The 23,372-nt window shown below is 66.1% G+C and carries 23 protein-coding genes; 7 read left to right on the forward strand and 16 right to left on the reverse strand.

Features of this window, described 5'->3' with window-relative positions:
• The first annotated feature begins 1 nt into the window (after position 1).
• Positions 2–676 (forward strand): amino acid ABC transporter permease, encoded by a 675-nt coding sequence (locus MU449_RS15240; protein WP_244739549.1) that lies wholly within the window; start codon positions 2–4, stop codon positions 674–676.
• Complete coding sequence (locus MU449_RS15245) at positions 673–1,407, forward strand: amino acid ABC transporter ATP-binding protein (RefSeq protein ID WP_244739550.1); 735 nt, start codon at positions 673–675, stop codon at positions 1,405–1,407. Before MU449_RS15240 ends, MU449_RS15245 begins: the two co-directional genes overlap by 4 nt.
• 66 nt (positions 1,408–1,473) lie before the next feature.
• Here the strand turns inward: MU449_RS15245 and MU449_RS15250 are convergent, their stop codons facing one another.
• From MU449_RS15250 to MU449_RS15280, 7 genes are all read right to left on the reverse strand, one after another.
• Entirely contained in the window at positions 1,474–2,988 is a 1,515-nt protein-coding gene (locus tag MU449_RS15250; RefSeq protein ID WP_244739551.1) for a Y-family DNA polymerase, read from the reverse strand.
• Positions 2,989–3,291: 303 nt separating this feature from the next.
• Positions 3,292–3,924, reverse strand: a complete 633-nt coding sequence (locus tag MU449_RS15255) for a DUF1345 domain-containing protein (protein ID WP_244739552.1) — start codon at positions 3,922–3,924, stop codon at positions 3,292–3,294.
• Between the two features lie 14 nt (positions 3,925–3,938).
• Entirely contained in the window at positions 3,939–5,246 is a 1,308-nt protein-coding gene (locus MU449_RS15260; RefSeq protein WP_244739554.1) for an MFS transporter, read from the reverse strand.
• 1 nt (position 5,247) lies between these two features.
• Complete coding sequence (locus tag MU449_RS15265) at positions 5,248–6,036, reverse strand: ABC transporter permease (protein WP_244739555.1); 789 nt, start codon at positions 6,034–6,036, stop codon at positions 5,248–5,250.
• The gene (locus tag MU449_RS15270; protein ID WP_244739556.1) at positions 6,033–6,914 is read right to left on the reverse strand and encodes an ABC transporter permease; all 882 of its coding nucleotides are present in this window, start codon (positions 6,912–6,914) and stop codon (positions 6,033–6,035) included. Before MU449_RS15270 ends, MU449_RS15265 begins: the two co-directional genes overlap by 4 nt.
• The gene (locus MU449_RS15275) at positions 6,907–7,968 is read right to left on the reverse strand and encodes an ABC transporter ATP-binding protein (protein WP_342345665.1); all 1,062 of its coding nucleotides are present in this window, start codon (positions 7,966–7,968) and stop codon (positions 6,907–6,909) included. The genes MU449_RS15270 and MU449_RS15275 overlap by 8 nt, the downstream gene beginning before the upstream one ends.
• A 45-nt stretch (positions 7,969–8,013) precedes the next feature.
• Entirely contained in the window at positions 8,014–9,138 is a 1,125-nt protein-coding gene (locus MU449_RS15280; RefSeq protein WP_244739558.1) for an extracellular solute-binding protein, read from the reverse strand.
• Positions 9,139–9,310: 172 nt separating this feature from the next.
• On the opposite strand from MU449_RS15280, the gene MU449_RS15285 reads away from it, so the two are divergent.
• A complete protein-coding gene (locus tag MU449_RS15285) occupies positions 9,311–10,183 on the forward strand; it encodes an SMP-30/gluconolactonase/LRE family protein (RefSeq protein WP_244739559.1) in 873 nt (290 codons plus the stop codon).
• 2 nt (positions 10,184–10,185) lie between these two features.
• Here MU449_RS15285 and MU449_RS15290 read toward each other — a convergent pair whose 3' ends face one another.
• Positions 10,186–11,487, reverse strand: coding sequence for an NCS2 family permease (locus MU449_RS15290; RefSeq protein WP_244739560.1), 1,302 nt, complete (start codon positions 11,485–11,487; stop codon positions 10,186–10,188).
• A 224-nt stretch (positions 11,488–11,711) separates the two neighbouring features.
• Between MU449_RS15290 and MU449_RS15295 the strand changes: the two genes are divergently transcribed.
• From MU449_RS15295 to MU449_RS15305, 3 genes are all read left to right on the forward strand, one after another.
• On the forward strand, positions 11,712–12,347 hold the full coding sequence (locus tag MU449_RS15295; RefSeq protein ID WP_244739561.1) for a TerC family protein: 636 nt from the start codon (positions 11,712–11,714) through the stop codon (positions 12,345–12,347).
• Positions 12,348–12,432: 85 nt separating this feature from the next.
• Positions 12,433–13,032 carry a glutathione binding-like protein gene (locus tag MU449_RS15300; RefSeq protein WP_244739562.1) on the forward strand — a complete coding sequence of 200 codons (600 nt, stop codon included), beginning with the start codon at positions 12,433–12,435 and terminating at the stop codon, positions 13,030–13,032.
• A 55-nt stretch (positions 13,033–13,087) separates the two neighbouring features.
• The gene (locus MU449_RS15305; RefSeq protein WP_244739563.1) at positions 13,088–13,780 is read left to right on the forward strand and encodes an SDR family NAD(P)-dependent oxidoreductase; all 693 of its coding nucleotides are present in this window, start codon (positions 13,088–13,090) and stop codon (positions 13,778–13,780) included.
• Positions 13,781–13,783: 3 nt separating this feature from the next.
• On the opposite strand, the gene MU449_RS15310 is transcribed toward MU449_RS15305, so the two are convergent.
• Complete coding sequence (locus MU449_RS15310) at positions 13,784–15,220, reverse strand: aminotransferase class V-fold PLP-dependent enzyme (protein ID WP_244739564.1); 1,437 nt, start codon at positions 15,218–15,220, stop codon at positions 13,784–13,786.
• A 105-nt stretch (positions 15,221–15,325) separates the two neighbouring features.
• Here MU449_RS15310 and MU449_RS15315 point away from each other — a divergent pair, with 105 nt between their 5' ends.
• Entirely contained in the window at positions 15,326–15,796 is a 471-nt protein-coding gene (locus MU449_RS15315; protein WP_244739565.1) for an Lrp/AsnC family transcriptional regulator, read from the forward strand.
• 6 nt (positions 15,797–15,802) lie between these two features.
• On the opposite strand, the gene MU449_RS15320 is transcribed toward MU449_RS15315, so the two are convergent.
• The 7 genes from MU449_RS15320 to MU449_RS15350 are packed head-to-tail and all read right to left on the reverse strand — an operon-like array spanning position 15,803 to position 23,241.
• Positions 15,803–16,528 carry an SDR family oxidoreductase gene (locus MU449_RS15320; RefSeq protein WP_244739566.1) on the reverse strand — a complete coding sequence of 242 codons (726 nt, stop codon included), beginning with the start codon at positions 16,526–16,528 and terminating at the stop codon, positions 15,803–15,805.
• A gap of 16 nt (positions 16,529–16,544) precedes the next feature.
• Positions 16,545–18,098 carry an FGGY-family carbohydrate kinase gene (locus MU449_RS15325; protein WP_244739568.1) on the reverse strand — a complete coding sequence of 518 codons (1,554 nt, stop codon included), beginning with the start codon at positions 18,096–18,098 and terminating at the stop codon, positions 16,545–16,547.
• Positions 18,099–18,101: 3 nt separating this feature from the next.
• Positions 18,102–18,833, reverse strand: coding sequence for an SDR family oxidoreductase (locus MU449_RS15330; protein WP_244739570.1), 732 nt, complete (start codon positions 18,831–18,833; stop codon positions 18,102–18,104).
• Positions 18,834–18,848: 15 nt separating this feature from the next.
• Positions 18,849–19,808: an ABC transporter permease gene (locus MU449_RS15335; protein WP_244739571.1), complete on the reverse strand. Its 960-nt coding sequence runs from the start codon at positions 19,806–19,808 to the stop codon at positions 18,849–18,851.
• Positions 19,798–21,300, reverse strand: coding sequence for a sugar ABC transporter ATP-binding protein (locus MU449_RS15340; protein ID WP_244739572.1), 1,503 nt, complete (start codon positions 21,298–21,300; stop codon positions 19,798–19,800). The genes MU449_RS15335 and MU449_RS15340 overlap by 11 nt, the downstream gene beginning before the upstream one ends.
• Positions 21,301–21,352: 52 nt before the next feature.
• Positions 21,353–22,264: an ABC transporter substrate-binding protein gene (locus MU449_RS15345; RefSeq protein ID WP_244739573.1), complete on the reverse strand. Its 912-nt coding sequence runs from the start codon at positions 22,262–22,264 to the stop codon at positions 21,353–21,355.
• Positions 22,261–23,241: an AraC family transcriptional regulator gene (locus tag MU449_RS15350; protein ID WP_244739574.1), complete on the reverse strand. Its 981-nt coding sequence runs from the start codon at positions 23,239–23,241 to the stop codon at positions 22,261–22,263. Before MU449_RS15350 ends, MU449_RS15345 begins: the two co-directional genes overlap by 4 nt.
• Positions 23,242–23,372 lie beyond the last annotated feature (131 nt).

Consider the following 23,372-nt stretch of genomic DNA (forward strand, 5'->3'; position numbering starts at 1 on the left):
CATGAGGGCACTGGACCTCGACTTCATGCTGGGTCTGGTGCCCATTCTTCTGGGTTATCTGCCGCTGACGCTGTTCATGGCCGGCGTCGGCATGGTCTGCGCGCTGATCCTCGGCTGTGTTCTGGCGATGGAACGGGTGGCGCGCATTCCGGTGCTGGATCAGGTCGTGGTCCTGTTCATCAGCTTTTTCCGTGGCACGCCGCTTCTGGTGCAACTGTTCCTGTTCTATTACGGACTGCCGCAGGTCATGCCCTTCCTGACGGGGATGACGGGGGTGCAGGCGGCGATCATCGGCCTGACGCTGCATTTCAGCGCCTATATGGCCGAAAGCATTCGTGCCGCCATCATCGGCGTCGATCGCAGCCAGTGGGAAGCGGCGGAGGCCGTGGGCATGACGCGGGGCCAGATGATGGGCCGCATCATTCTGCCGCAGGCAGCGCGCGTCGCCGCCCCCACGCTGGTCAACTATTTCATCGACATGATCAAAAGCACTTCGCTGGCCTTCACCCTTGGCGTGACCGAGATGATGGGCGCCACCCAGAAGGAAGCCGCCAGCAGCTTTCTTTACTTCGAGGCGTTCATCGTGGTCGCCATCATCTACTGGGCCATCGTCGAAGCGTTGTCCTTCGTGCAGCGCCGGATCGAGGTTTCATTGAACAGGGCATTCACGCGATGATCCGGCTGGACGGTCTGACCAAACGCTTCGGCGCGAACACGGTCCTGAACGGGATCGACCTGACCATTCAGGCGGGGGAGCGGGTGGTGATCATCGGGCCTTCGGGCACCGGCAAATCTACGCTCCTGCGTTGCATCAACTTTCTGGATCGGCCGGATGCGGGCACGATCACGGTGGGCGATCTGACGGTGGATGCGGCCCGCGCCAGCAAGGCCGACATTTTGGGCCTGCGGCGCAGGACGGCCTTCGTCTTCCAGAACTATGCCCTGTTCGCCAACAAGACCGCGCGCCAGAACATCACCGAGGCGCTGATCACCGTGCAGCGTCGCCCCCGGGCGGACGCCGAGGCCCGAGCGGACGCGATCCTGGCCGAAACGGGGCTGAGCGACAAGGCGGACAGCTTTCCTGCCGCCCTGTCCGGCGGGCAGCAGCAGCGGGTGGGCATCGGACGCGCGATGGCGCTGGACGCCGATCTGATGCTGTTCGACGAACCGACCTCGGCCCTCGACCCCGAATGGGTGGGGGAGGTGCTGGATCTGATGCGCCGCGTGGCCGAACGCCATCAGACCATGCTGATCGTCACGCATGAGATGCAGTTCGCCCGTGAGATCGCCGACCGCGTCATCTTCATGGATGGCGGGCACATCGTCGAATCCGGCCCGCCCGCGCAGATATTCGAGAATGCGCAAGATCCCCGCACCCGCGCCTTCCTGCGCCGCGTCACGGGCTGATCATTCCCATCTCGCGCCGACGCCCCCGTCCCACGTGCAGGGGGACTTGAGCGTTGCACGAGCCGATCATCCGAACACCCCATGCAGGAACCAGCGATGGGATCCGGTGGCGGCATCCTCGCCGTCGCCCGCGCGAAAGATCCAATAGCGTTCCCCGGCCTCGTTCTCGATGCGGAAATAGTCGCGCACGGCGATCATCTCGGCGTCCCGGGCCCACCATTCGCCGAAGATCCGCTCCGGCCCGTCCGCGCGGCGGATGCGGTGGCGGATTCCGCGCCATGCGATCCAGTTCGGCGGATGATCGGGCAGCAGGGCGAGGGTTTCGATCGGCTCGGGCGTGCGCAGAAGGCGCGAGGGGCGGGGCCAGTGATCGGGCCAGCCTGCGCCCGTATCCTCGGCCAGGGGCGCGACGCGGCGGGCCGACCGCTCCGGCACATCGCTGGCCACCGGGGCCATGCGATAGATGCCGCGCGGGCCGACGCGGTTCGCCAGCACGTCGATCAGGCCCGACAAGTCCGGCCCCGTGGCATCAAGGCTGCTGACCTGCGTTGCGCCCAAGGGTTCGGCAAGGGTGGCGGCCAGAGTCATGATCTCGATCCCGAAGCCGGGGGCGATGGTCTCGATCTTGTCGCAAAGAAGGCGCGTCAGCCGCGCCGGGTCGCGCTGCGGCACGGCCAGACCGACACGCACCGCCTGGGTTCGATTGTCGACGCGATGGCACATCAGATCCAACCTGCGGGCGCCGAGGCCACGTTCTTCCAGCGCGGCGCAAAGCGCCGCAACCAGCTTGCCGATATAGCGGGCGATCGTTTCGGCGGCCCCGATCGGTTCGAAAAAGGTCCGGCGGACCTCGATCAGCCCCTCGGGGCGCAGGGGCACGATCGGCTCTGCCGCATCGCCGAAAGCCTGATCGAGACGGCGCCACAGCTCTGGCCCGAAGCGTCGGGTCAGGGGGCCGCGCGGCTGGCCAAGAAAATCGCCGATGGCCGAAAAGCCCAGATCGTGCAGCCCAGACACCACGGCGGGCGGAAGACGCAAGGCGTCAAGCGGCAACGGCGCAAGGGCCGCATCGGTCTGGCCCGGATCCGCAAGATAGGTCGGATCGGCGGCAAAGCGCGCCAGCGCATGTGCAGCACCCCACGTGTCGGCGATCGCAATGCGTGCGGTCACCCCCGACATCAGCAGGCGTCCCAGCAGCGCGTCGATCATCTCGGCCTCGCCTCCGTGCAAGTGGTCGGCCCCGGTGGAATCGATGACCAGCCCGTCGGGCGGATCCACCGCCACCATCGGGCTGACGCGCTCCACCACCCAGAGGGCGAGACGCTCCAAGCTTTCAGCATCGCCCTTGGGGTTCGCGGCTTCGATCAGCAGGCCCGGCGCCAAAGCCTGAGCCTTGCTGACCGGCATACCGACGTGCAGGCCCAAGGCCAGCGCCCCCGCGTCGGCGGCGATCACAAGGCGACGGTTGCCAATGCGCCCTGCGGTGATCAAGGGCCGTTCAGCCGACGGCGCGCTGTCCACCCGGCGGCGGAGCCGATCGGTCGGCCAGGTCGGCAGAAAGACGGAAATGACCCGTGCCATCGCAGGCCTCCCGTTCAAGATCGAGGGTTTTCCCCGCCCGGGCAGCCGGCTTGCCATTCACCGGACGGTGAAGACTTGTGGCGGGCACCGTCCCCTTGGCGCGTGACGATCTTCGGGCGCTGCACAGGATGTGCCGTGTGGGATGGATGAGCGGACATGGCAGTGTCAGGCTCCTCTGGTGACGAACGATTGTTCTATATTTGTTCCAGAAAACCCTGTCTGTCAATGTTGGTTCTTGCCTATGGTGAGGGTCCGCTCGGCAAGCCGGAGGTAATCACATAATCATTATTAGCATGTCTTCAGTCAGAGCACCCCGGACAGCACGTTCACCGTCAACGCCAGCACGCCAAGGTTGAAGAAGAACACGACGATCCCGTGCAATGTCGCCAGCTTGCGCAGCCGGGGAGACCCAATGGCGGCATCCGCCGTCTGGCAGGTCATGCCGATAATGAACGAGAAATAGACGTAATCCGAAAAAGCGGGCGCCGCAGTGCCGGGAAACTCGATCGCCTTGGGATCGCGACCGGCGACACGGTCATAATGGAAGGCCACCACAAGATTGGCGAACAGCCACGCCAGAACCAACGTTCCGGCGATGGCCCCCGCGTCCAGCCCGGTCAGGGAGGATCGCGCACTCATCATGCGCACCACCGCCACAAGCACCGCCAGAAGCGCCATCAGGGCCACGAAGGGCAGCAAAAGCCGCCCGCCGTCGTCGTCTTCCGCATCGGACGGGACGGGCTTCGGCGCCTTGGGCGTCCCGTATGCCCAAAGCGGGATCACCGATGCGATGAACACCACGGCTCCCACGTCGAACCCAAGGATGAACGCCTCCTCGGGGCGCAAGACCCCGATGGTTGCGGCAAAGACGATGCCCAGCACGGCGCAGAACGCGATGAACCGTGTGTGATGATGGCGGAACGCCGTAAATCCCATCGCCCTGCGCCCCGTCAATCCAGCGCGCGGTGGCGTGATTCCACGTCCACCATGCGAATGGCAAAGGCCGACAGGACCAGAAACGCCGACAGCATCGCCAGCGACAGGGTGAAATGCCCGCTCATCACCGGCGCGACGATGGACGGGGCCAAAAGCCCCCCGAACCGCGCCGTCGCCCCGGCCAAGCCCATGCCGCTGGCTCGCAGGCCGGTCGGATACACCTCGGGCGTGAAGGCATAAAGCGCCCCCCACGTTCCCAAGAGCGCAAAGCTGAGAAGCAAGGTCGATCCGATGACCACCGGCGTCGTCGTGCCAAAGCTGTAAAGCAGACACCCCCCCGCCCCCAGCAGCAGAAACGCGATCAGCGTGGGCTTGCGTCCCCACGCCTCCACCCCATAGGCGGCCAGCGCATATCCCGGAAGCTGGACCAGCGCGATCAGGATCAGGAATTCCTGCCCGCGCATGAAACCGAACCCTTCGGACGACAGCCGGATGGGAAGATAGACGAACAGCCCGTAATAGGTGATCGAGATCAGCCCCCAGGCGGCCATCAGTGCAAGGCTGCGCCGCCGAAAGGCGGGGCTGAACAACGCGGACAGCCGCGGCCGTTCCATCCGGTCGGCCAGCAGGGGGGCGATCTCTGCGGTCGATCCGTTGGTTGCGGCCACACGCTGAAGCACCTGACGCGCCTCCCCCCCCCGGCCGGTCCGGTTCAGGAAATGTGGCGATTCCGGGATATGAAACCGCAATACAACACCGATCAGCGCGGGAATGCCCGTCACGAAGAAGATGATGCGCCATGCATCGTCGCCATGACGCGCGGCCACCAGCGCCAGAACGGCCAGAGCGATGGTGCCCAGCGTCCAGAAGGATTCCAGAAACACCAGCCACCGCCCCCGGCGCGCGGTGGGCAGAAACTCTGCCATCATCGTGTAATCGACGGGCAACGTCCCCCCGACCCCGACCCCCGTCAGAAACCGCAGGACCAGCAGCCATTGCAAATCCGGCGCAAAGGCGGAGGCCACCCCGCATACCGCATCCAGCACCACGGCGATCATCAGAACCGGACGGCGGCCGATCCGGTCGGCCAGCCGCCCGAAGGCGAAGGCCCCGACCAGCATTCCCAGAAAGAACAGCGTGCCGGTGGACAGCGCCTCCGGCACGGTGATGCCGAATGTGGCGGCAATGGACGGCGCGCTGAACCCGATGGACAGGACCTGCATCGCGTCGGCGAACCAGACCAGCCCGAAGATCACGAACAGCCGGTGCTGGAACCGTCCCACCCCCGCCGCCTGCAGCCCCTGTTCCACCGTTGCCGTCATCTCATGCCCCCGATGCGCGCCGCCTGCGAATTTCGTAAAGTATCGCCCCCAGAACGGCCACGGCGATCATCACCAGCGCCAGCGCGTTCACCGCAGGCGTCAGCCCCGTGCGCACCTTGGTTGCGATGAACACCGTCAGCGGCGTCTCGAACCCGCGCACGAACAGGGTGGTGTTGTAATTCTCGATGGATTGCAGGACGGCCAACCCCCCTGCGGCCACCAGCGCCGGGCGCAGGAACGGCAGCAGCACCCGACGGAACACCATGACGCGCGAGGCGCCAAGGCCAAGCGCCGCCTCCTCCTGCACGGGATCGAACCGTTGAAGGCGGGCCACGACCATCAGCATGACATAGCAGCTGATGAAACTGACCTGCGCGATGACGATCAGCGCCAGCCCCCCGCCCACGCCCACCTGCCGCCACAGGATCAGCGTCGCGATGCCGATGACCACGCCCGGCGTCAGCAACGGCGAGACCATGACGGCATAGGCAAAGCTGCGCGCCCGCGCGTGAAGCGAGGTCAGGACCAGCGCCGCCGCCGTCCCGATGGGCAGCGACACCACCACCACCGCCACCGCGATGACGGCCGAGGTCCACAGCGCATCCCACATCGGCGCGTCGTTCCACATCGCGCGAAACCATTCCAGCGTCGTGCCCTGCCACGGGATCACCGTGGGAAAGCGGCTGGTGTTGAACGCCGCCGCCGCCATGACCAGCAATGGCGCGAACAGGAAGATGGCGAAGGCCACCAGATAGAGGACGAACAGGGCGCGAAAGATCCGGTCGCTCATTTCGCCACATCCGCCAGATTGACCCGGAACACCCGCAGCGTGATCAGCACCACCGTCAGGCACAGGACCAGCAGCACCAGCGCATAGGCCGCCCCGCGATTCCAGTCGCCCCCTTCGAAGAACCAGTTGTAGATGATCTCGGTGAACCAACGGCTTCCGGGGCTGCCCAGAAGCGCGGGCGCGACATAGGAGCCCGCCGCCAGCATGAAGGTGAAGACGCAGCCGGTGGCGATTCCCGCCTTGGCGTGGGGGATCACCACGCGCCGATGGATGCGGGCGGTGGAGGCCCCCAGATCGCGCGCCGCCTCGATCTGCGCTTTTTCAAGGCTTTCGATCGCGTTGTAGATCGGCAGCAGCATGAACAGGATATAGGCATAGACCATCCCCGCCAGCACGCCGCCATCCCCTTGCCAACGGATCGGCCGGTCGATGATCCCGCCCCATTGCAACACCGCGTTCAGCGGGCCACGAAAGGCCAGCAGGATGAACCAGGCAAGGGTCCGCAGCACCTCGTTGATGAAAAACGGCACGATCAGCAGCATCAGCGCGATGCCCAGCTGCCGGGGCGTCGCATGTTGCGCCAGCCAATAGGCGATGGGATAGCAGACGATCAGGGTCACCCCCGCCACCAGCGCGCTGGCCCATATGGTCTTGAAGAAGATCGCCCGGTGCGTGGGCTCCCCCGCCAGATAGAGGATGTTGTCGAGCGAGCGGACATCCAGCGGCCCGCCGGCCTGCGATGGCGGCAGGTTGGGGCGCAGCGCGTAATCCAGCATCATGATGTTGGGCGCGACGATCATCGCCGCGACCCACAGGAGAACCAGCGTCAGAAAGATCGTCGCCAGCCCCCCGCCGAACCGGACGTAAAGATCACGCATCGGCCAGCACCACGGCATGATCGGGATGGAACCCGAAGGTGGCCGCCGCCCCCATGGCCGGGGCCCGCCCCAGATCTGTGCTGCCGACCGAGGCGGTCAGCCGCTCGCCATCCGCCATCCGCCCGTGCAGGAGGGCAAAGGCACCCTCGAAATCCACACGCTCCACCGTGGCGGTCAGGGGGTTCGTGGCCCCGCCGGGCACCAGCGCCTCGGGCCGGACGAACAGCGTGGCCCCCTGCCCCTCGGTCACGCCGGACGCTCGCCCGCGCAAGGGGCCGAACGCCGTATCCACCTGCGCGATGCCGCCGTCCACGGCGGTGATCCGCCCCTTGATGGCGTTCGTTTCCCCCACGAAGCGCGCGACGAAGCCCGTGGCGGGGCGGTCATACAGATCGCGCGGCGTGGCCACTTGTTGCAAGACCCCCTCGCTCATCACCGCCACGCGGTCGGACATCGCCAGCGCCTCGGACTGGTCGTGGGTGATATAGATGAAGGTCACGCCCGTCCGCTTCTGCAAGGCCCGCAACTCGGCCCGCATATGCTGACGCAGCTTCAGATCAAGGGCCGAGAGCGGCTCGTCCAGCAGCAGCACCCCCGGCTCCACCGCCAGCGCCCGGGCGATCGCCACACGCTGGCGCTGCCCGCCCGAAAGCTCTCCGGGCATCCGGTCGCCATAGCCTTCAAGCGCGATCAGGCGCAGCAACTCCTCCGCCCGCGCGCGTCGCTTGGCCTTCGGCACGCCCCGCGCCTCCAGCCCGAAGGCGATATTCTCCCACACGGGCATCAGCGGGAACAGGGCGAGCGATTGGAAGATCATCGCCGTCGGGCGCTGGTTCGGCCCGGTGGTGCCCATGTCGTGGTCGCCGATCAGCACGCGCCCCTCGGTCGGATGGATGAAGCCCGCGATCATCCGCAGGATCGTCGTCTTGCCGCATCCCGACGGGCCGAGGATCGAAAAGAACTCCCCCGCCTCGACCTTGAACGACACATCCGACACGGCCCGCGTGCTGCCGAATGTCATGCCGATGCCGGACAGTTCCACCGAATGCGACATATGCCCCCCTTATGGCAAAAGGGCGGGTTGCCCCGCCCCGTAAGATCAGGCCGACAGGAACCGGTCCTGATACTCGTTGCGCTTGGTGATATACCAGCTTTCCTGGATCGGCCACCACCACAGCTTCTCCAACGCATCGCCGGGATAGGCGGCGGCAAAGAAGGCCTTCGCCTCGTCCGACAGAAGATCGGCCGATCCGACAGCGGTGGAGTTGATGGAGGTCGCGTTGGTGTACATCGCCCCCGCTTCCGGCGTCAGGAACCAGTTGATGAAGGCATAGGCGTTGTCGAGGTTGGCCGCCCCCTTCGGGATCGACAGCCCCTCCATCCAGGCCAGCGCCCCTTCCTTGGGCGCGATGAACCCGATCGGCAGCCCTTCACGGGCCAGGGTCGCGGCGGTGGAATCCCACGTCTGCCCGATGGCGGCGCCGTTCACGCGGAACGCGCCCTGCGCCTCGTTCTCGTTGTTCCAGAACTGGATGATGTTGCCCTTGCGCGCGATGGCCTCGGCCAGGATCACGTCAAAGATCTCCACCTGCGCCTCGGGCGACTTGAACGCATCCAGAAGCGGGCGCGGCAGTTTGCCCTCGGCCTCCAGCCACAGGCCAAGACCGACCAACGCGGAATGGGCCCGCACCGTCGCCAAGCCCGCCGCATCGGGGCCCCAGATGTCGCCATAGGACGCCGTGCCGTATTCCAGCGGCATCTGGTCCTTGTCGAAGGCCACCGCCTCGGTGCCCCAATCGGTCGGCACCTGATAGCGTTTGCCATCCACCACCGCGCCCAGATTGGTCGAATTCTCCCACGCGCTCGGCAGAACCTGCGCCACCTCGATCTTCGCTTCGTCGATCGGCTGGATCAGGTCGTATTCGACATAGTTCGGAACGCGGTCCACCGTCGGCCAGATCAGGTCGAACCCGCCGCCATTGTTGGCCCGAAGCTGGTTCAACAGCTCGTCATTCGTGCCGTAAGGGGTGTAGTTCGGGGTGATCCCCGTCGCCTCGCGGAACGCGCCCAGGATGTCGTCGTTCAGATATCCCGCCCAAGCGAAGATATTGACCGTGCCCGTCCCCTGCGCGGCGGCGGCGCGGCCCAGATAAGGGGCGGCCAGCGACAGACCGGCCACGGCCGCCCCGCCCTTCAAAAGTCCGCGTCGGTCCAATTTCGTCATCACCATTCTCCATATGACCCGTCCACACCCTATGCGCCGCGATTGCAGCAGGAATGTGACAGCGTTCCCTGCCGGAACCCTTGGCGAAAAGCGGCGTCAAATCAACCCCGTCGCGGGGGTGTGGCCATATTTCGTTTGGCACGCGCATCCCCTTCCCCCTATCCTGAACGTCATGGAACAGCCCCAGATCACCATCGCCCATCCGCATCGGTCCCAAATCGGCGAAAGCCCCGTCTGGTGCGACCGGACACAGGCACTGTGGTGGGTGGACATCATGGGCATGACGGTCCAGCGCCTGTCGGGCGACGACCTGCGGCAATGGTCGTTCGATGAACCGGTGGGATGTCTGGCGCTGACCGATGCGGGGCACCTCGTGCTGGGCCTGAAATCGGGGTTCGCGCATTTCCGCCCCGATACGGGCGCGCTGACCCATCTGTCGGCACCGGAACCGCATCACCCGTCCAACCGGCTGAACGATGGGGCCGTGTCGCGCGGGGGGCGTTTTTTCGCCGCCAGCATGGCCGACCCGATGGAGCGGGCGGACGCCGCCCTGCACCGCCTGGACGGGCGGCGGTCGATCCAGGTGCTGGACGGTCTGCATGTCGGCAACGGTCTGGCCTTCAGCGCCGATGACCGGACGATGTTCGCCTCGGACTCTTGGCTTGGGGTATCGACCATCTGGGCGTTCGATCATGATCCCGACACGGGGGCGATCAGCCGCCGGCGGGTGTTCCGCACGCTGGACCCGGAATTCGGGCGTCCCGACGGCGCCACGGTCGATGCCGAAGGGTTCTACTGGATCGCCGCCGTGGGCGGGGGGCGCGTGTTGCGCCTGCGGCCCGACGGAAGCACGGACCGCGCCATCGCCCTGCCCGTGCGCCGCCCGTCAAAGCCGGTGTTCGGCGGGCCGGACCTGCGCACCCTGTTCATCACCACGATCTCGGACGGCAGCCCCTCCGGCCCCGACGGTCAGGTCTTGAAACTCGACCCCGGTGTGGCGGGGCTGCCGCAGCCGCTGATCCCCGATCCGGTGACCAGCGGTTGATCTTATTCCGCGAAGAACGCGAAGCGGATGACGAACAGGGCGGCCACCACCCAGGTCGCGGGATGCACCTCACGCGCGCGCCCGGTCATCAGCTTGATCAGGGCATAGCTGATGAAGCCCACCGCCAGACCGTTCGCGATGGAATAGGTGAAGGGCATCACCAACGCGGTCAGCACGGCGGGCGCGCTTTCCGTCACGTCGTTCCATGCGATGTTCTCGAACTCCCGCGCCATCAGGCAGGCCACGAACAGCAGCGCCGGGGCCGTGGCATAGGCCGGAACCGATCCCGCAAGGGGGGCAAAGAACGTGGCCAGCAGGAACAGCGCGGCCACGACCAGCGCGGTCAGGCCCGTGCGACCGCCCGCCTGAACCCCGGAGGCGCTTTCGACATAGGCGGTGGTGGAGCTGGTGCCCAGAAGCGCCCCCCCGACGATGGCGGTGGAATCGGCCATCAGCGCGCGGTTCAGGCCCTGATTGCCCTCGATCCGCCCCTCGGGCAGCAGGCCCGCGCGTTTCGCCACCCCGATCAGGGTTCCGGTGGCGTCGAACACCTCCACCAGAACCATGACGAGGATGACGTGGAAGATCCCCACGGTCAGCGCGCCCATGATGTCCAGTTGCAGAAAGGTCGGCAGGATCGACGGCGGCATCGACACGACGCCGCCGAACGCGCTCGCCCCGACGGCGATGGAGATGGCGGTCACCGCAAGGATCCCGATCAGGATCGCGCCCCGCACCTTCAGCGCGTCCAGCGCCACGATGACGAAGAAGCCCAGAACCGCCAACAGCGCGCCTGCGGATGTCAGATCGCCCAGGCCCACCAACGTCGCCGGATTGTCCACCACGATCCCCGCGCTTTGCAACGCGATCAGACCCAGGAACAGCCCGATCCCCGCCGCGATGGCGCTGCGCATGGACATGGGAATGCCCGCGATCAGCCAGCGGCGCACCCCCGTCAAGGTCAGGATCAAAAAGATCACGCCCGAGATGAAGACGGCCCCGAGCGCCTGTTGCCAGGTGAAGCCCATGGCCCCCACGACCGTGAAGGCAAAGAACGCGTTCAGCCCCATGCCGGGGGCCATGGCGATGGGCCAGTTCGCCCACAGCGCGATGATGGCCGACCCAAGCGCCGCCGCAAGGCAGGTCGCCACGAACACCGCATCCCGATCCATGCCCGTGGTCGACAGGATGTCGGGGTTGACGAAGATGATATAGGCCATCGTCAGGAACGTCGTCATGCCCGCCACAACCTCGCGCCGGACGTCCGTTCCATTGGCCGCAAGGCCGAATTTTTTCTCTAACATGGGACACTTCACCGCTTGAACCCGATCGTCCGCTTATGGGGCGCGGCCCATCGGCTGGTCAATCCTTTGTGACCTGCCCTGTGCCTGGATTTTCACGCGGCGATCCTGGGTGCCGGTTCCGAAGGCGGTGCGCCTTGCAAACACCCTTTTGGTATCGACACGGGCTGCGACATCATGGACAAGGAATGCGACCATTTGCCTTATTGTCCAGCATGGGTGGCCTCTTGACCGACACATTCCTCGCGACCGAATTCTACGCCCTGCTTCAGGTTCTGTTCATCGACGTCGTTCTTGCGGGCGACAATGCGGTGGTGGTCGGCATGGCGGCGGCGGGGGTGGACCCTTCCATCCGCCGCAAGGTCATCTTCTGGGGCATCGGCGGGGCCGTCGTCCTGCGGATCCTGTTCGCGCTGATCGCCGTGGAATTGCTGGCCATCATCGGGCTGACCCTGGCGGGGGGCGTGCTGCTTCTTTGGGTCTGCTGGAAGATGTATCGCGAAATCCGCGAAAGCGGGAACGACGAAGATGCGGTCGCCGACGCCGCCAAGGGGCCGAAAAAAACCTTCTGGCAGGCGATGATCCAGATCATCATCGCCGACGTGTCCATGTCCCTGGACAACGTTCTGGCCGTGGCCGGGGCCGCGCGGGATCATGTGGAGGTGCTGGTGATCGGCCTTCTGATCTCGGTCGTGCTGATGGGGGCGGCGGCCACGCTGATCGCGCGGGTGCTGCACAAATACCGGTTCATCGCATGGATCGGCCTGATCGTGATCCTGTTCGTCGCCCTGCGCATGATCTATGAAGGGGGCGAGGAAGTGGCCTGCGCGGGGATCCTGCCCGCCCTGTGCTTCGGACATTGACCCGGCAAGGCCCCCCCTGGGATCGGCCCGTCTGCGCCCTAGCTTGGCAAGACATCAACCCATGGCGATGCCGAAGGATGTGCCAATGAAACTCTACTACAAACCGGGCGCCTGCTCGCTCAGCGTGCATATCGTTCTTGAAGAAACGAGCCTGCCGTATGAAACCGAGGCGGTCGATCTCAAGACCAAGACCACGGCGGGCGGCGCGGATTATCGGACCATCAACCCGCGCGGCGCGGTGCCCGCCATCGAACTGGACGATGGGACGATCCTGACCCAGAACGCGGCGATCCACCAATATATCGGTGACCTGTCGAACATCGCCGCCTTTGCCCCGCCGGCGGGGAGCCTTGAACGAGCGCGTCTGCAAGAGGCGCTGGCCTTCTGCAGCGACCTTCATACCGCCTTCGGAAGCCTTTTCGCGCCCAACCCCACGCCCGAGGCGAAGGAGGAAGGCAAGAAGAAGATGGCCCGCCGTTTGGACGAGCTGGAGGACATGCTGCCCGAAGGCGGCTATTGGCTGGGCGATTTCACGCAGGCCGACGCCTATCTTGCCGTGATCCTCGGCTGGGGCGTGTCGGCCAATGTGGACTATGCCCCCTATCCCAAGGCACATGCCCTGTGGGAACGGGTGATGGCGCGCCCTTCCGCCAAAGCGGCGAAGCAGGCCGAAGGCCTTCTGTAACGCGAGGGCGCGTCGGGCGTCGTGTCCCATCCGACATGAACCGCAGGAGGTGCGGATGCTGGAGAGCTTCGAGGCCGGGGGGACGGCCGTGGTCGTCGGGGCCTCGGGCGGGATCGGGCAGGCCCTGATGAGGGCCATCGACGCCTCGGGCCGGTTCGGATCGGTGGTCGGGCTGGCGCGGGGCGGCGTGCCGCCCGTCGACCTGACATCGGAGGCGTCGGTTCGCGACGCGCTGGCGTCCCTCCGCCCCAGCTTGGTAATCATCGCAAGCGGCCTTCTGCACCGCCGGGGGGTGGAGCCGGAAAAGACCCTGCGCGCCCTCGATCCCGCCGCCATGGCGGAGGTGTTCGCCGTCAACACCATCGGGCCCGCGCTGGTGATGAAGCACGTCCTGCCCCGCCTGCCGAAAGACCGCAAATGCGTCTTCGCAGTTCTGTCGGCCAAGGTGGGCAGCATCGAAGACAACCGTTTGGGCGGGTGGTATTCCTACCGTGCGTCGAAGGCGGCGGTGAACCAGCTGGTCCGCACCGCCGCGATCGAGATGGCCCGCACCCATCCAAAGGCCGTCTGTCTGGCCCTGCATCCCGGCACGGTGGCCACGGGCCTGTCGGGCAAATTCGCCAAATCCGGCCTGACGGTGCAGGCCCCGGATCAGGCGGCGCAGGCGCTTCTGACCTGCATCGACCGCGCGACGCCCGCCCAGACGGGCCTTTTCCTGGACCGGACGGGTCAGGTTTTGCCGTGGTAGCGCCTATTCCGCGGCCATCAGCCGTGGGGTGAAGATCGCGCGCGCGGGGTCGAACCGGTAATCCTGCGCATGATCCGCCGCGATGCGCCCCAGATCGGCCACGCTGCGCAGGATATGGGCCACCTCCTCCTCGGACAGCAACACGCTGAGGTTCAGCCGCACGAATCCCGGCTTCGCCATTTCGTCCCCGTCCAGAATCGCCCGCCGGATCGCGTCGGATTGCGCACCGTCGATGCCCAGAAGGCGATGGACATAAGGACCGGCGCAGGCGCATCCGCCACGGGCCTGAATGCCGAACGCATCGCTCAGCAGCCGGGTGGCGAGTTGCTGATGCACCGGCGTTCCATCCGGCGCGCGCAGGCGGAACGAGAAGATGGGCAGCCGCGCCGCCGTGGTGCGCCCCAGAAGTTCGACCCCCGGGGCGGAGGACAGCGCGGCCATCCCCCGATCGGCCAGCGCCGCATTGCGCGCGGCCATCCGGTCGGCCCCGATCCGCTCCTTGACCAGAAAGGCCAGGGCGGCGCGGATGTCGCCGATGACGTTGGGGGTTCCCGCTTCCTCACGCGCCTCAAGCACACCGCTGTAATCATGGCCGGTGGGGGAGACGAAGCGCACGGTCCCCCCGCCCGCCCAGGTCGGGCAGACGGCGCGCACCGCGTCGCGCCGCACGATCAGAATGCCCGAGGCGGCCGGTCCGCCGATGAATTTATGCGGCGAGACGACGACGGCGTCGATCGCCGCATCCGGTGCGGGCGTCATGGCGATCGGCAGATACGGCCCCGCACCGGCATAGTCCCAGACCATCGCCGCCCCCGCCGCCTTGACGACCCGCGTGATGCCCGAAACGTCGGCGATGATGCCCGTCACGTTCGACGCCGCCGACAGCGAGCAGATGACCCGGTCGGCCCCGCCCGTCCGCAGCGCCGCGCGCAACGCGTCCAAATCGGGACCGCCATCGGCGCCTTCGCCGATCTCCACGATCTCGGCCCCGGATTCGCGCCAAGGCAGGATGTTGGAATGATGCTCGTATGGCCCCAGAACCACCCGCGTCCGGGGGGCCGTCGCCCCCAGAAGATGCACCAGCCGGTTGATGCCCGCCGTGGCCCCCGATCCGCAGAACACCGTCGCATGATCCTCCGTCGCGCCGCAGCATTCGGCCACGACCGCCCGCGCCTCGCGCCGCAAGCGGGTGACGAACCCGCCGCAGAACGACGCCTCGGTATGGCTGTTGGCATAGAAGGGCAGAACCTCGTCCAGCACGAAGGCCTCGATCGGCTTCATGGCCCGGCCCGAGGCGACGTAATCGGCATAGACCAGCGTCTTCGGGCCGAACGGACCGTCGATCTGCCGCCCTTTGCCCACCAGCCCCGCGGCCAGCCCCGCAAGATCGGACGGCAATGTGTCAAGGAACGTGCGCAGAAGGCCGGTCGGGTGGGGCATCGTGACATCTCCGGTTGGGTGATCGAAGATTATCCGGACGGTGGGTTGATTGCATCGCCTGTTTGCGCGAATATCGGGGTCGAAACGGGTCAGGTGAACGAACGAATGCTATCTCTTGATACGATTGATCGAAAAATCCTGACGGTTCTGCAGCAGGACGGCACCCTCTCGCAGCGCGACGTGGCCGAACGGGTGGGCATGTCGCAGAACGCCTGTTGGCGGCGGTTGCAGCGGCTGCGCGACGCGGGCGTGATCCTGGGCAGCCAGACCCGGATCGATCCGGCAAAGGCGGGGCTGGACCTGACGGTATTCGTGATGATCCGCACCCGCCACCACTCCGCCGATTGGGCCGAGGCGTTTCGCAAGCATGTGGACGGGTTGCCCGGCGTGGTGGATTGCTACCGCATCGGGGGGGAGTGGGATTACCTGATCAAGGTCGTGACACGGGGCATGGGCGGCTATGACGCCTTTTACCAGCGGCTGATCACCGGGTTCGATTTTCACGCGGTGACGGGCATCTTCTCGATGGAAACGATCCTGGAAAGCCACCCCTTGGATCTGACCCGCCCCGCGTGAGCCGTGTCAGACGGCCAGAAAGCCGCCGTCCACCGGCAAAACCGCCCCGGTCAGGATGCCCGCATCGTCCGACAGCAGAAGGGCGATGGATTTCGCCACCTCCTCGGCCTCGGCAAAGCGGTTCATCGGGTGGCGCACCATCATCGGCTGGGCCTTGGCCGGATCGCTCCAGGCCTCGGCCGCCAGTTCGGTCAGGGTGATGGTCGGGGCTACACAGTTCACGCGGATGCCATGGGGCCCCAGCTCCTTGGCCAGAACGCGGCTTGCCCCCTCCAGCCCCGCCTTGGACGCCGCATAGCACAGATGGTCGGCAAAGCCGCGATGCCCGGCGATGGAGGTGATGTTGACGATCGCCCCGCCGCCTCCCGCCGCGACCCGCGCACGCCCGAATTCCTGGCAGGTGATCAGGGCGGCGCGCAGATTGATGCCCATGACCGCCTCATATCCATCCTCGGTCATGTCGAACGTGCTTTGCAGGACGTTGATGCCCGCGCTGTTGATCAGGTAATCCGCGACCCCCGCCTCGGCCATCGCGGCACGGGTGGCGGCGGGGTCGGCCAGATCGACGCGGATGCCCCGGCTGCCGATGTCGGCCTGCAGACTGTCCAGATCGGAAGCGGTGCGCGACAGGGCCACGACCTCCGCCCCCCGCGCGGCCATCAGCGTGGCGCAGGTCCGCCCGATGCCCTTGCCCGCCCCGGTGATGATGACGCGTTTGCCGTGAAATTGCATGGTGATGCTCCGAAGCTCAGGCGCGGATCGCGCGGGCGGTGTCTTGCAGGGACAGGAAAGCGGCATAACGCCGGTCGTGCAGATCGCGCATGTCGGGCGCGGGGGTGCGGCGGGTGGCCACGCGGGACATCGCCCCCATCGCCGTCACCACGTCGGGACAATCGCCCGAGGCGACCGCCCCCAGCATCGCCGATCCCAGAAGGACGGGTTCCGGGCATTCCGTCACCTCGACATCCAGACCGGTCGCATCGGCCAGAAGCTGTTGCGACAAGGGATGCGCGGCGGCCCCGCCCGACACGGCGATGGTCGTCACATGGACACCATTTGCGGCCTGCGTCTCAACAATCTGACGCAGGCCATAGCCAAGACCGCACAGACCCGCGACATAGAGCGCAACGAGTGAATCCGGCCCCTGGTCCATGCCAAGGCCGGCAATCACCGCCCGCGCCTCGGGGTCGGCGAAGGGGGCGCGGTTGCCCAGAAACTCCGGCACGACGTGCAGGCCGTCCGCCAGCGTCACCGCATCCTTGGGATCGCCCGCCAGCGCCAGCGCGCGGTCGGCCAGCCATTGCGGAAGGGGTTGCCCCCCCGTCTCCACACCCGCCGCGGGATGCATGTGCAGCAGCCGGTCGATCGCCGCCCCCGCCGCCGATTGCCCGCCCTCGTTCAGCCACATCCCCGGCACCATGGCCGAGAAATACGGCCCCCAGACGCCGGGCACGAAGGCGGCCTCGGCCGTGGTGGTCATGGTGCAGGACGATGTGCCGAAGACATAGCCCAGACGGTCGGTGACCGGCCCGCCCGCCGCGACGGTGCCGACCCCGCCCGCATGGGCGTCGATCAGACCCGCCGCCACCGCCGTGCCCGGGCGCAGCCCCAGATCCGCCGCCGCCCCCTCGGTCAGGCCGGACCCGAGCGCGGTGCCCGGCGGCACGATGGTCGTGCCGATGCGGGCGAAGCCGTCCTCGGCCAGATCCCCCAGTCCGATCGCGCGGAAGTAATCGGCGTCCCAGCGATCCTCATGCGCAAGATAGGTCCATTTGCACGTCACCGTGCAAGAGGACCGCTCCGTCGCACCGCTGGCCTTCCATGTCAGGAAATCCGTCAGATCGAAGAAATGACGCGCGGCGGCATAGACGTCGGGACGATGCTCTTTCAGCCAGAGCAGCTTCGGCGTCTGCATCTCGGGCGAGATGCGGCCCCCGACATAGCGCAGCACCGCGTGGTCGCCCTGGTTGATCCGCGCCGCCTGATCGCGGGCACGGTGGTCCATCCAGACGATGATGTCGCGCGCGCCGTCGCCCACGGGAAGGCCGCCCTCATCGCCCATGACGACCAGCGAACAGGTGGCGTCGAACCCGATGCCGCGCACGGCGGCGGGGTCCAGCCCCGCCATCGCCGCCCGCACCGACCGGCAGACGGCATCCCAGACCTGCGCGCCCGACTGCTCCACCCGCAGACCGTCGCGATGCAGGTCCAGATCGTGCTTCGCCGTGGCCAGCAGGACGCCCGCCGCATCGAACACGCCCGCCCGGGCCGACCCGGTCCCGACATCCACCCCGATGAACATGGATTACATCCGCGCGAAGTTGGTGGGCATGACGACCAGATCGCGCACCGACACCCCGCGCTTGCGCGTCAGGATGTATTCGACGGCATCCGCCACCTCCTCGGGGTCCATCAGGCTGCCCGATTCCTTGGCCTTGCGCAGGTTTTCCTCGGGCCAGTCGGCCAGCAGGGCCGAAACGACCGGGCCGGGCGACACCTGCGCCACGCGCACCCCGTGCGGGATCATCTGCCGACGCATCCCTTGGACGAAGCTGGTCATCGCCCATTTCGACGCGGAATACACAGGCTCCCACTCGGCCGGGAAATGGCCGGAGATGGAGCAGGTGACGACGATGTCGCCCGTCTTCCGCTCCATCATGTGCGGAATCACGGCGTGGACGTTCTTGACCACCGCATTGACGTTCAGGTTCAGCATCCGGTCGATCACTTCGGGCGTGGTGTCCACCAGATCGCCGCCGATATAGCTGCCGGCGTTGCAATAGAGGATGTCGATGTGATCGACCTTGGCCAAAATCTCCGGCACCATCGCGTTGCAACTGGCGGCGTCCAGCAGGTTCGTCACCTGCGCCACGGCGCGATCCCCCAGACGGGCGATCTGCGCGTCCAGCGCCTTGGCATCCCAGTCCACCATGACCACGGTCGCGCCGCGTTCCAAAAGCCGCTCCGTCGTGGCCAGACCGATGCCCGAAGCGGCGCCGGTGATGACGGCGATCTTGCCGTCCAGTTTGTCAGACATGTCCATCTCCGAAAATCAGCGCCATTCGCGCCCGATATAGATTGCCAGCAGGATGATCAGGCCCTTGATCACGTCCTGCATGTAGGGGTTGATCCCCATCAGATTCAGGCCGTTGTTCAGGATGCCCAGAAGAACCGCCCCGATCAGCGTGCCAAGGATCAGTCCTCGTCCGCCCGCAATGGCGGTCCCGCCCAGAACCACGGCGGCAATGGCGTCCAGTTCGAACCCCACGCCGGCATTCGGCTGGCCCGACATCAGCCGCCCCGTCAGGATCAGCGCCGCAATGGCCGCGGTGATGCCCGAGATGACATAGACCGCCGCCTTCACCCGCTGCGTCTTGACACCCGACAGCTTGGCCGCCGTCTCGTTCCCGCCGATGGCATAGACGTGCCGCCCGAAGGCGGTGCGCTGCAAGACCACCCAAGCCAGGACATAGACGACGATCATGATGATCACCGGCACTGGAATGATGCCCACGCGTCCCACGCCGAACCACGAAATCCACGAGGGCAGGCCGGAGATCGGATAGCCGCCGGAATAGATCAGGCCCAGACCCCGGGCGATGCCCATGGTGGCCAGCGTCACGATGATCGCGGGCATCCGGCCCCAGGCCACAAGAAACCCGTTGAAGATGCCCAGAATGGCCCCGACGCCCAGACCGGCCAGCAGCCCGACCCAGCCGGGCATCCCCATGTTCACCATCAAACCGGCGGCGATGGTTCCGGCCAGGGCCATGACCGCGCCCACCGACAGATCGATCCCGCCGGTCAGGATGACGAAGGTCATGCCCACGGCCAGAATCGCCACGATGGAGACCTGACGCAGCACGTTCATGATGTTGGAAAGCGTGAAGAAGTTGTCGCTGGCAAAGCCCATCAGCACCGACACGACGATCAGACCGATCAGCGGCAGGGCCAGCGGCGAATGGATCAGCGCGCGCGGATCGAAGCGGCGCGCGTCGGCATCAGGCGACATCGGACACCCTCCCCGTGGTGGCTTGCGTCATGATATCCTCCGAATTGATATGCGCGCCCTCCAGCGTTGCCACGATCCCGCCCGAGCGGAAGACGCAGACGCGGTCGGACATTCCAATGATCTCCGGCAGTTCGGACGAGATCATGATGATCGAATGGCCCTGCGCGGTGTATTCGCGCATCAGGGCATAGATTTCCGCCTTGGCGCCCACGTCGATGCCCCGCGTGGGTTCATCGAAGATCAGGACGCGGGTTTGGTGGTTCAGCCAGCGGGCGATGACCACCTTCTGCTGGTTGCCGCCCGACAGCGTGTCGATGCGCGCGTCCGGCCCCTGCGCCTTGACGCGCACCTGGCCCATCGCCTGTTTCGTGGCGGCGCGTTCGGCCTTCAGGTCCAGAAACCAATGCCCCTTGCGGTATTTTCCGTAATTGTTCAGCGAGATGTTCTGCAGGATCGAGAAGCTGGTGATCAGCCCCTGCTCCTTGCGGCTTTCCGGCAAAAGGCCGATGCCATGGGCCAGCGCCTCGGCGGGTTCGCGGAACCGCGTCACCTCGCCATCCACGTGCAACAGGCATTGCGCGGCAGGAAAGGCGCCCAGCATTGCGAGCGCGGTCTCGGTCCGCCCCGACCCCACCAGCCCCGCAAACCCGAGGATCTCCCCCTGCCGCAGGGCGAATTTCGACACCGCACCGCCCTTGCGCAACTGCACCTTGGGCACCTCCAGCACGATCCTGGCATCGGCGGGAAGGGTGGGTTTGGGGGGAAAGCTGCTCTCGATCCGCCGGCCCACCATCATCTCCACCAGATGGTCGATATCGGTATCGGCCACCTCGCATGTGGCGACATAGGTGCCGTCGCGCAGGACCGTGATGCGGTCGCAAATCTCGAAAATCTCGTCCAGATGGTGCGAGATGAAGACAATGGCCACGCCCTGCTTGCGCAATTCGCGCATGACCTTGAACAAGTGCTCCACTTCGGACGGGGTCAGGGTGGCCGTGGGTTCGTCCAGAACGAGGATGCGCGCCTCAAGCGACAGGGCCTTCGCGATCTCCACGAACTGCTGTTGGGCGACGGACAGGCGGGTGATCGGCACATCCAGCGGCACATGCACACCCAGCCGTCCCAGAATCTCCGCCGCGCGGGTCCGCATCGCCTTGCGGTCCAGAAGGCCAAGCGCGTTGCGCTTTTCCCGCGCCAGAAACATGTTCTCCACCGCGTTCAGATGCGGGATCAGGCTGAATTCCTGGAACACGATGCCGATGCCGGCCGCAATCGCCTCATCGTAATTGGCAAAGGTCCGTTCGGTGCCGTCCACGCGAAGGATGCCGGCACTGGGGGGCAGGATGCCGCTGACGATCTTCATCAGCGTGGATTTTCCGGCGCCGTTCTCGCCCAGAAGGGCGTGCACCTCGCCCGCGCGGACAGTCAGGTCGACGCCATGCAGCACCTCGATGGGGCCGAAGCTTTTTCGGATTCCGCTGAGTTCCAGCATGATCGTCTCCCGTCTTGGGGTGCCGCCCCGGCAAACCGGAGCGGCGATGGATTTACCAGGCGAAGTCGGCGGCGTTTTCGGCATCCACGACGCGCACGTCGATCGGCACCTCTTTGGGAACCACGCGGGCGCCCCATTTCTGGGCCAGAGCCATGGCCAGACCCACACGCACCTGATCGCGCGGGAACTGCGCGGTCGTCTCGATGAACGGGCCGCCTTCGGCGATCGCCTGAACCGCTTCCGGCGCGCCGTCCACCGACGTCAGCTTGATGTCGCGGCCCGACCCTTGGATCGCGGCCAGCGCGCCCATGGCCCCGCCATCGTTGACCGAGAAGATGCCCGCAAGGTTCGGCTTGGACTGGATCATGTTCTCCACCACGCCAAGCGCGACCGAGCGATCTTGACGGCCGTTTTGCGTATCGACCAGCTGGATGCCGGGGAATTCTTCCAGCGCGGCCTTGCAGCCTTCGACCCGCTGCAGGATCGGCACCACCGGGATCCCGTCCAGGATCGCGACCTCGCCCTCGCCCCCCAGCTCGTCCGCCAGATACTTGCAGGACATATAGCCCGCATCGCGGTTTTTCGATCCGACGAAGGTGTCCACCGGCCCATTGGCCTGTGCGTCCACGGCCACGACGATCACGTCCTGCGCCTTGGCCATCTGCACGGCGGCCTCCACGCCCGCGCTGTCGGTCGGGTTGATCAGCAGGATGTCGATGCCCTGTTGCAGCATGTCCTCGATATCGGAGATCTGCTTGGCCACGTCATGCGCGGCGTCGGTCACGACGACCTCGGCGCCGATGCTGGTGGCGGCTTCGTTCAGCGCCTCCTGCATGGACACGAAATAGGGGTTGTTCATCTCCTGAAAGGACATGCCGATCTTCAGGTTGTCCTGCGCCATGGCCGACGTGCCCATGGCAAGCGCGAGCGTCAGGCCCGACGCGGTGCAAACGATCTTCTTCATACCAAGGATCCTCCCTCTTGGATGGTTGCGGGCGCGGATGGCCCGCCGTTGGGCGACATCGCCCGAACAGGTGTGTTCCCAAGGCCGGCCGCGTCGCGCAACGCGGTGAATTCGCCGTTGGCGGCGAACGTCGCGCGGAACTGCGAGGGCGACATGCCCTTCAGCTTCAGGAAATGGCGGTTGAAATTCGACAGGTTGCCAAAGCCGACCTCATAGCAGACCTCCGACACCTTGGTGTCGGGTTGGGTCAGCAGGATCTGGCAGGCAAGATCGACGCGAAGCTGGTTCTTGTAACGGACCAGCGTCGTGCCAGTGTGGCGTTTGAAGGCGCGGGAAAAGGCGCTTGGGCTGTGGCCGACAAGATCGGCCAGTTCCGGCTCCTCGATCGTCTCGGTCAGGTTCTCGCGCAGATGGGCGATGGCGCGGTTGACGCCGCAGTGGTCCATGCGGCCCACGTCCAGTTCATAGCTGAGACTGGCCAGAACCTCCGGGTCGGGCGCGGTCGCCAGACGGTCCAGAATCTCCCAGAACAGCGACAGACGTTTCAACCCGCGCGATTCGATCAGGGTCAGCATCAGCGGGCGAATGGCGTCGCTGGTCTCCGCATCGAACAGAAGGCCGCGGTGGCTGCGATCCAAGAGGGGGCGCAGCATGTCCATTTCGGGAAACGCCGCCCCCGCCCCCGCAACCAGGCTTTCGGGAAACTGGATCACAAGCGAGCGGACGGTCACCACCTCGCCCGGGGCGATGTCGGAAATCCAGTTCTGCGGCAGGTTGGGTCCGGTCACGATCAACTGCCCCGGCACGAAGGTGCCGGTGAAATCGCCCACATAGAATTTGCCCGATGTGGCGACGACCAGATGAATTTCGTATTCGGGATGGTAGTGCCAGCGAACCGTGCGGAAGGGATAGCCGTGCATCCAGGCGGCAAAGCTTTCACCCTTGCGGATGTGCACCAACTCCAGATCAGGCTGCATCACGGTGTCCTCCGATCCCCGTTCCGCCCTCCCCTCCGATGGCGATACGAGTTCGGCGAAGATGACCGATTCCGCCCCCCGGCGCTACATCATCGCACAGGTCGAAATGATACTTTTTTGCACATCACGGA

Source organism: Falsirhodobacter halotolerans (assembly GCF_022899245.1).
Classification (GTDB): Bacteria; Pseudomonadota; Alphaproteobacteria; order Rhodobacterales; family Rhodobacteraceae; genus Falsirhodobacter; species Falsirhodobacter halotolerans.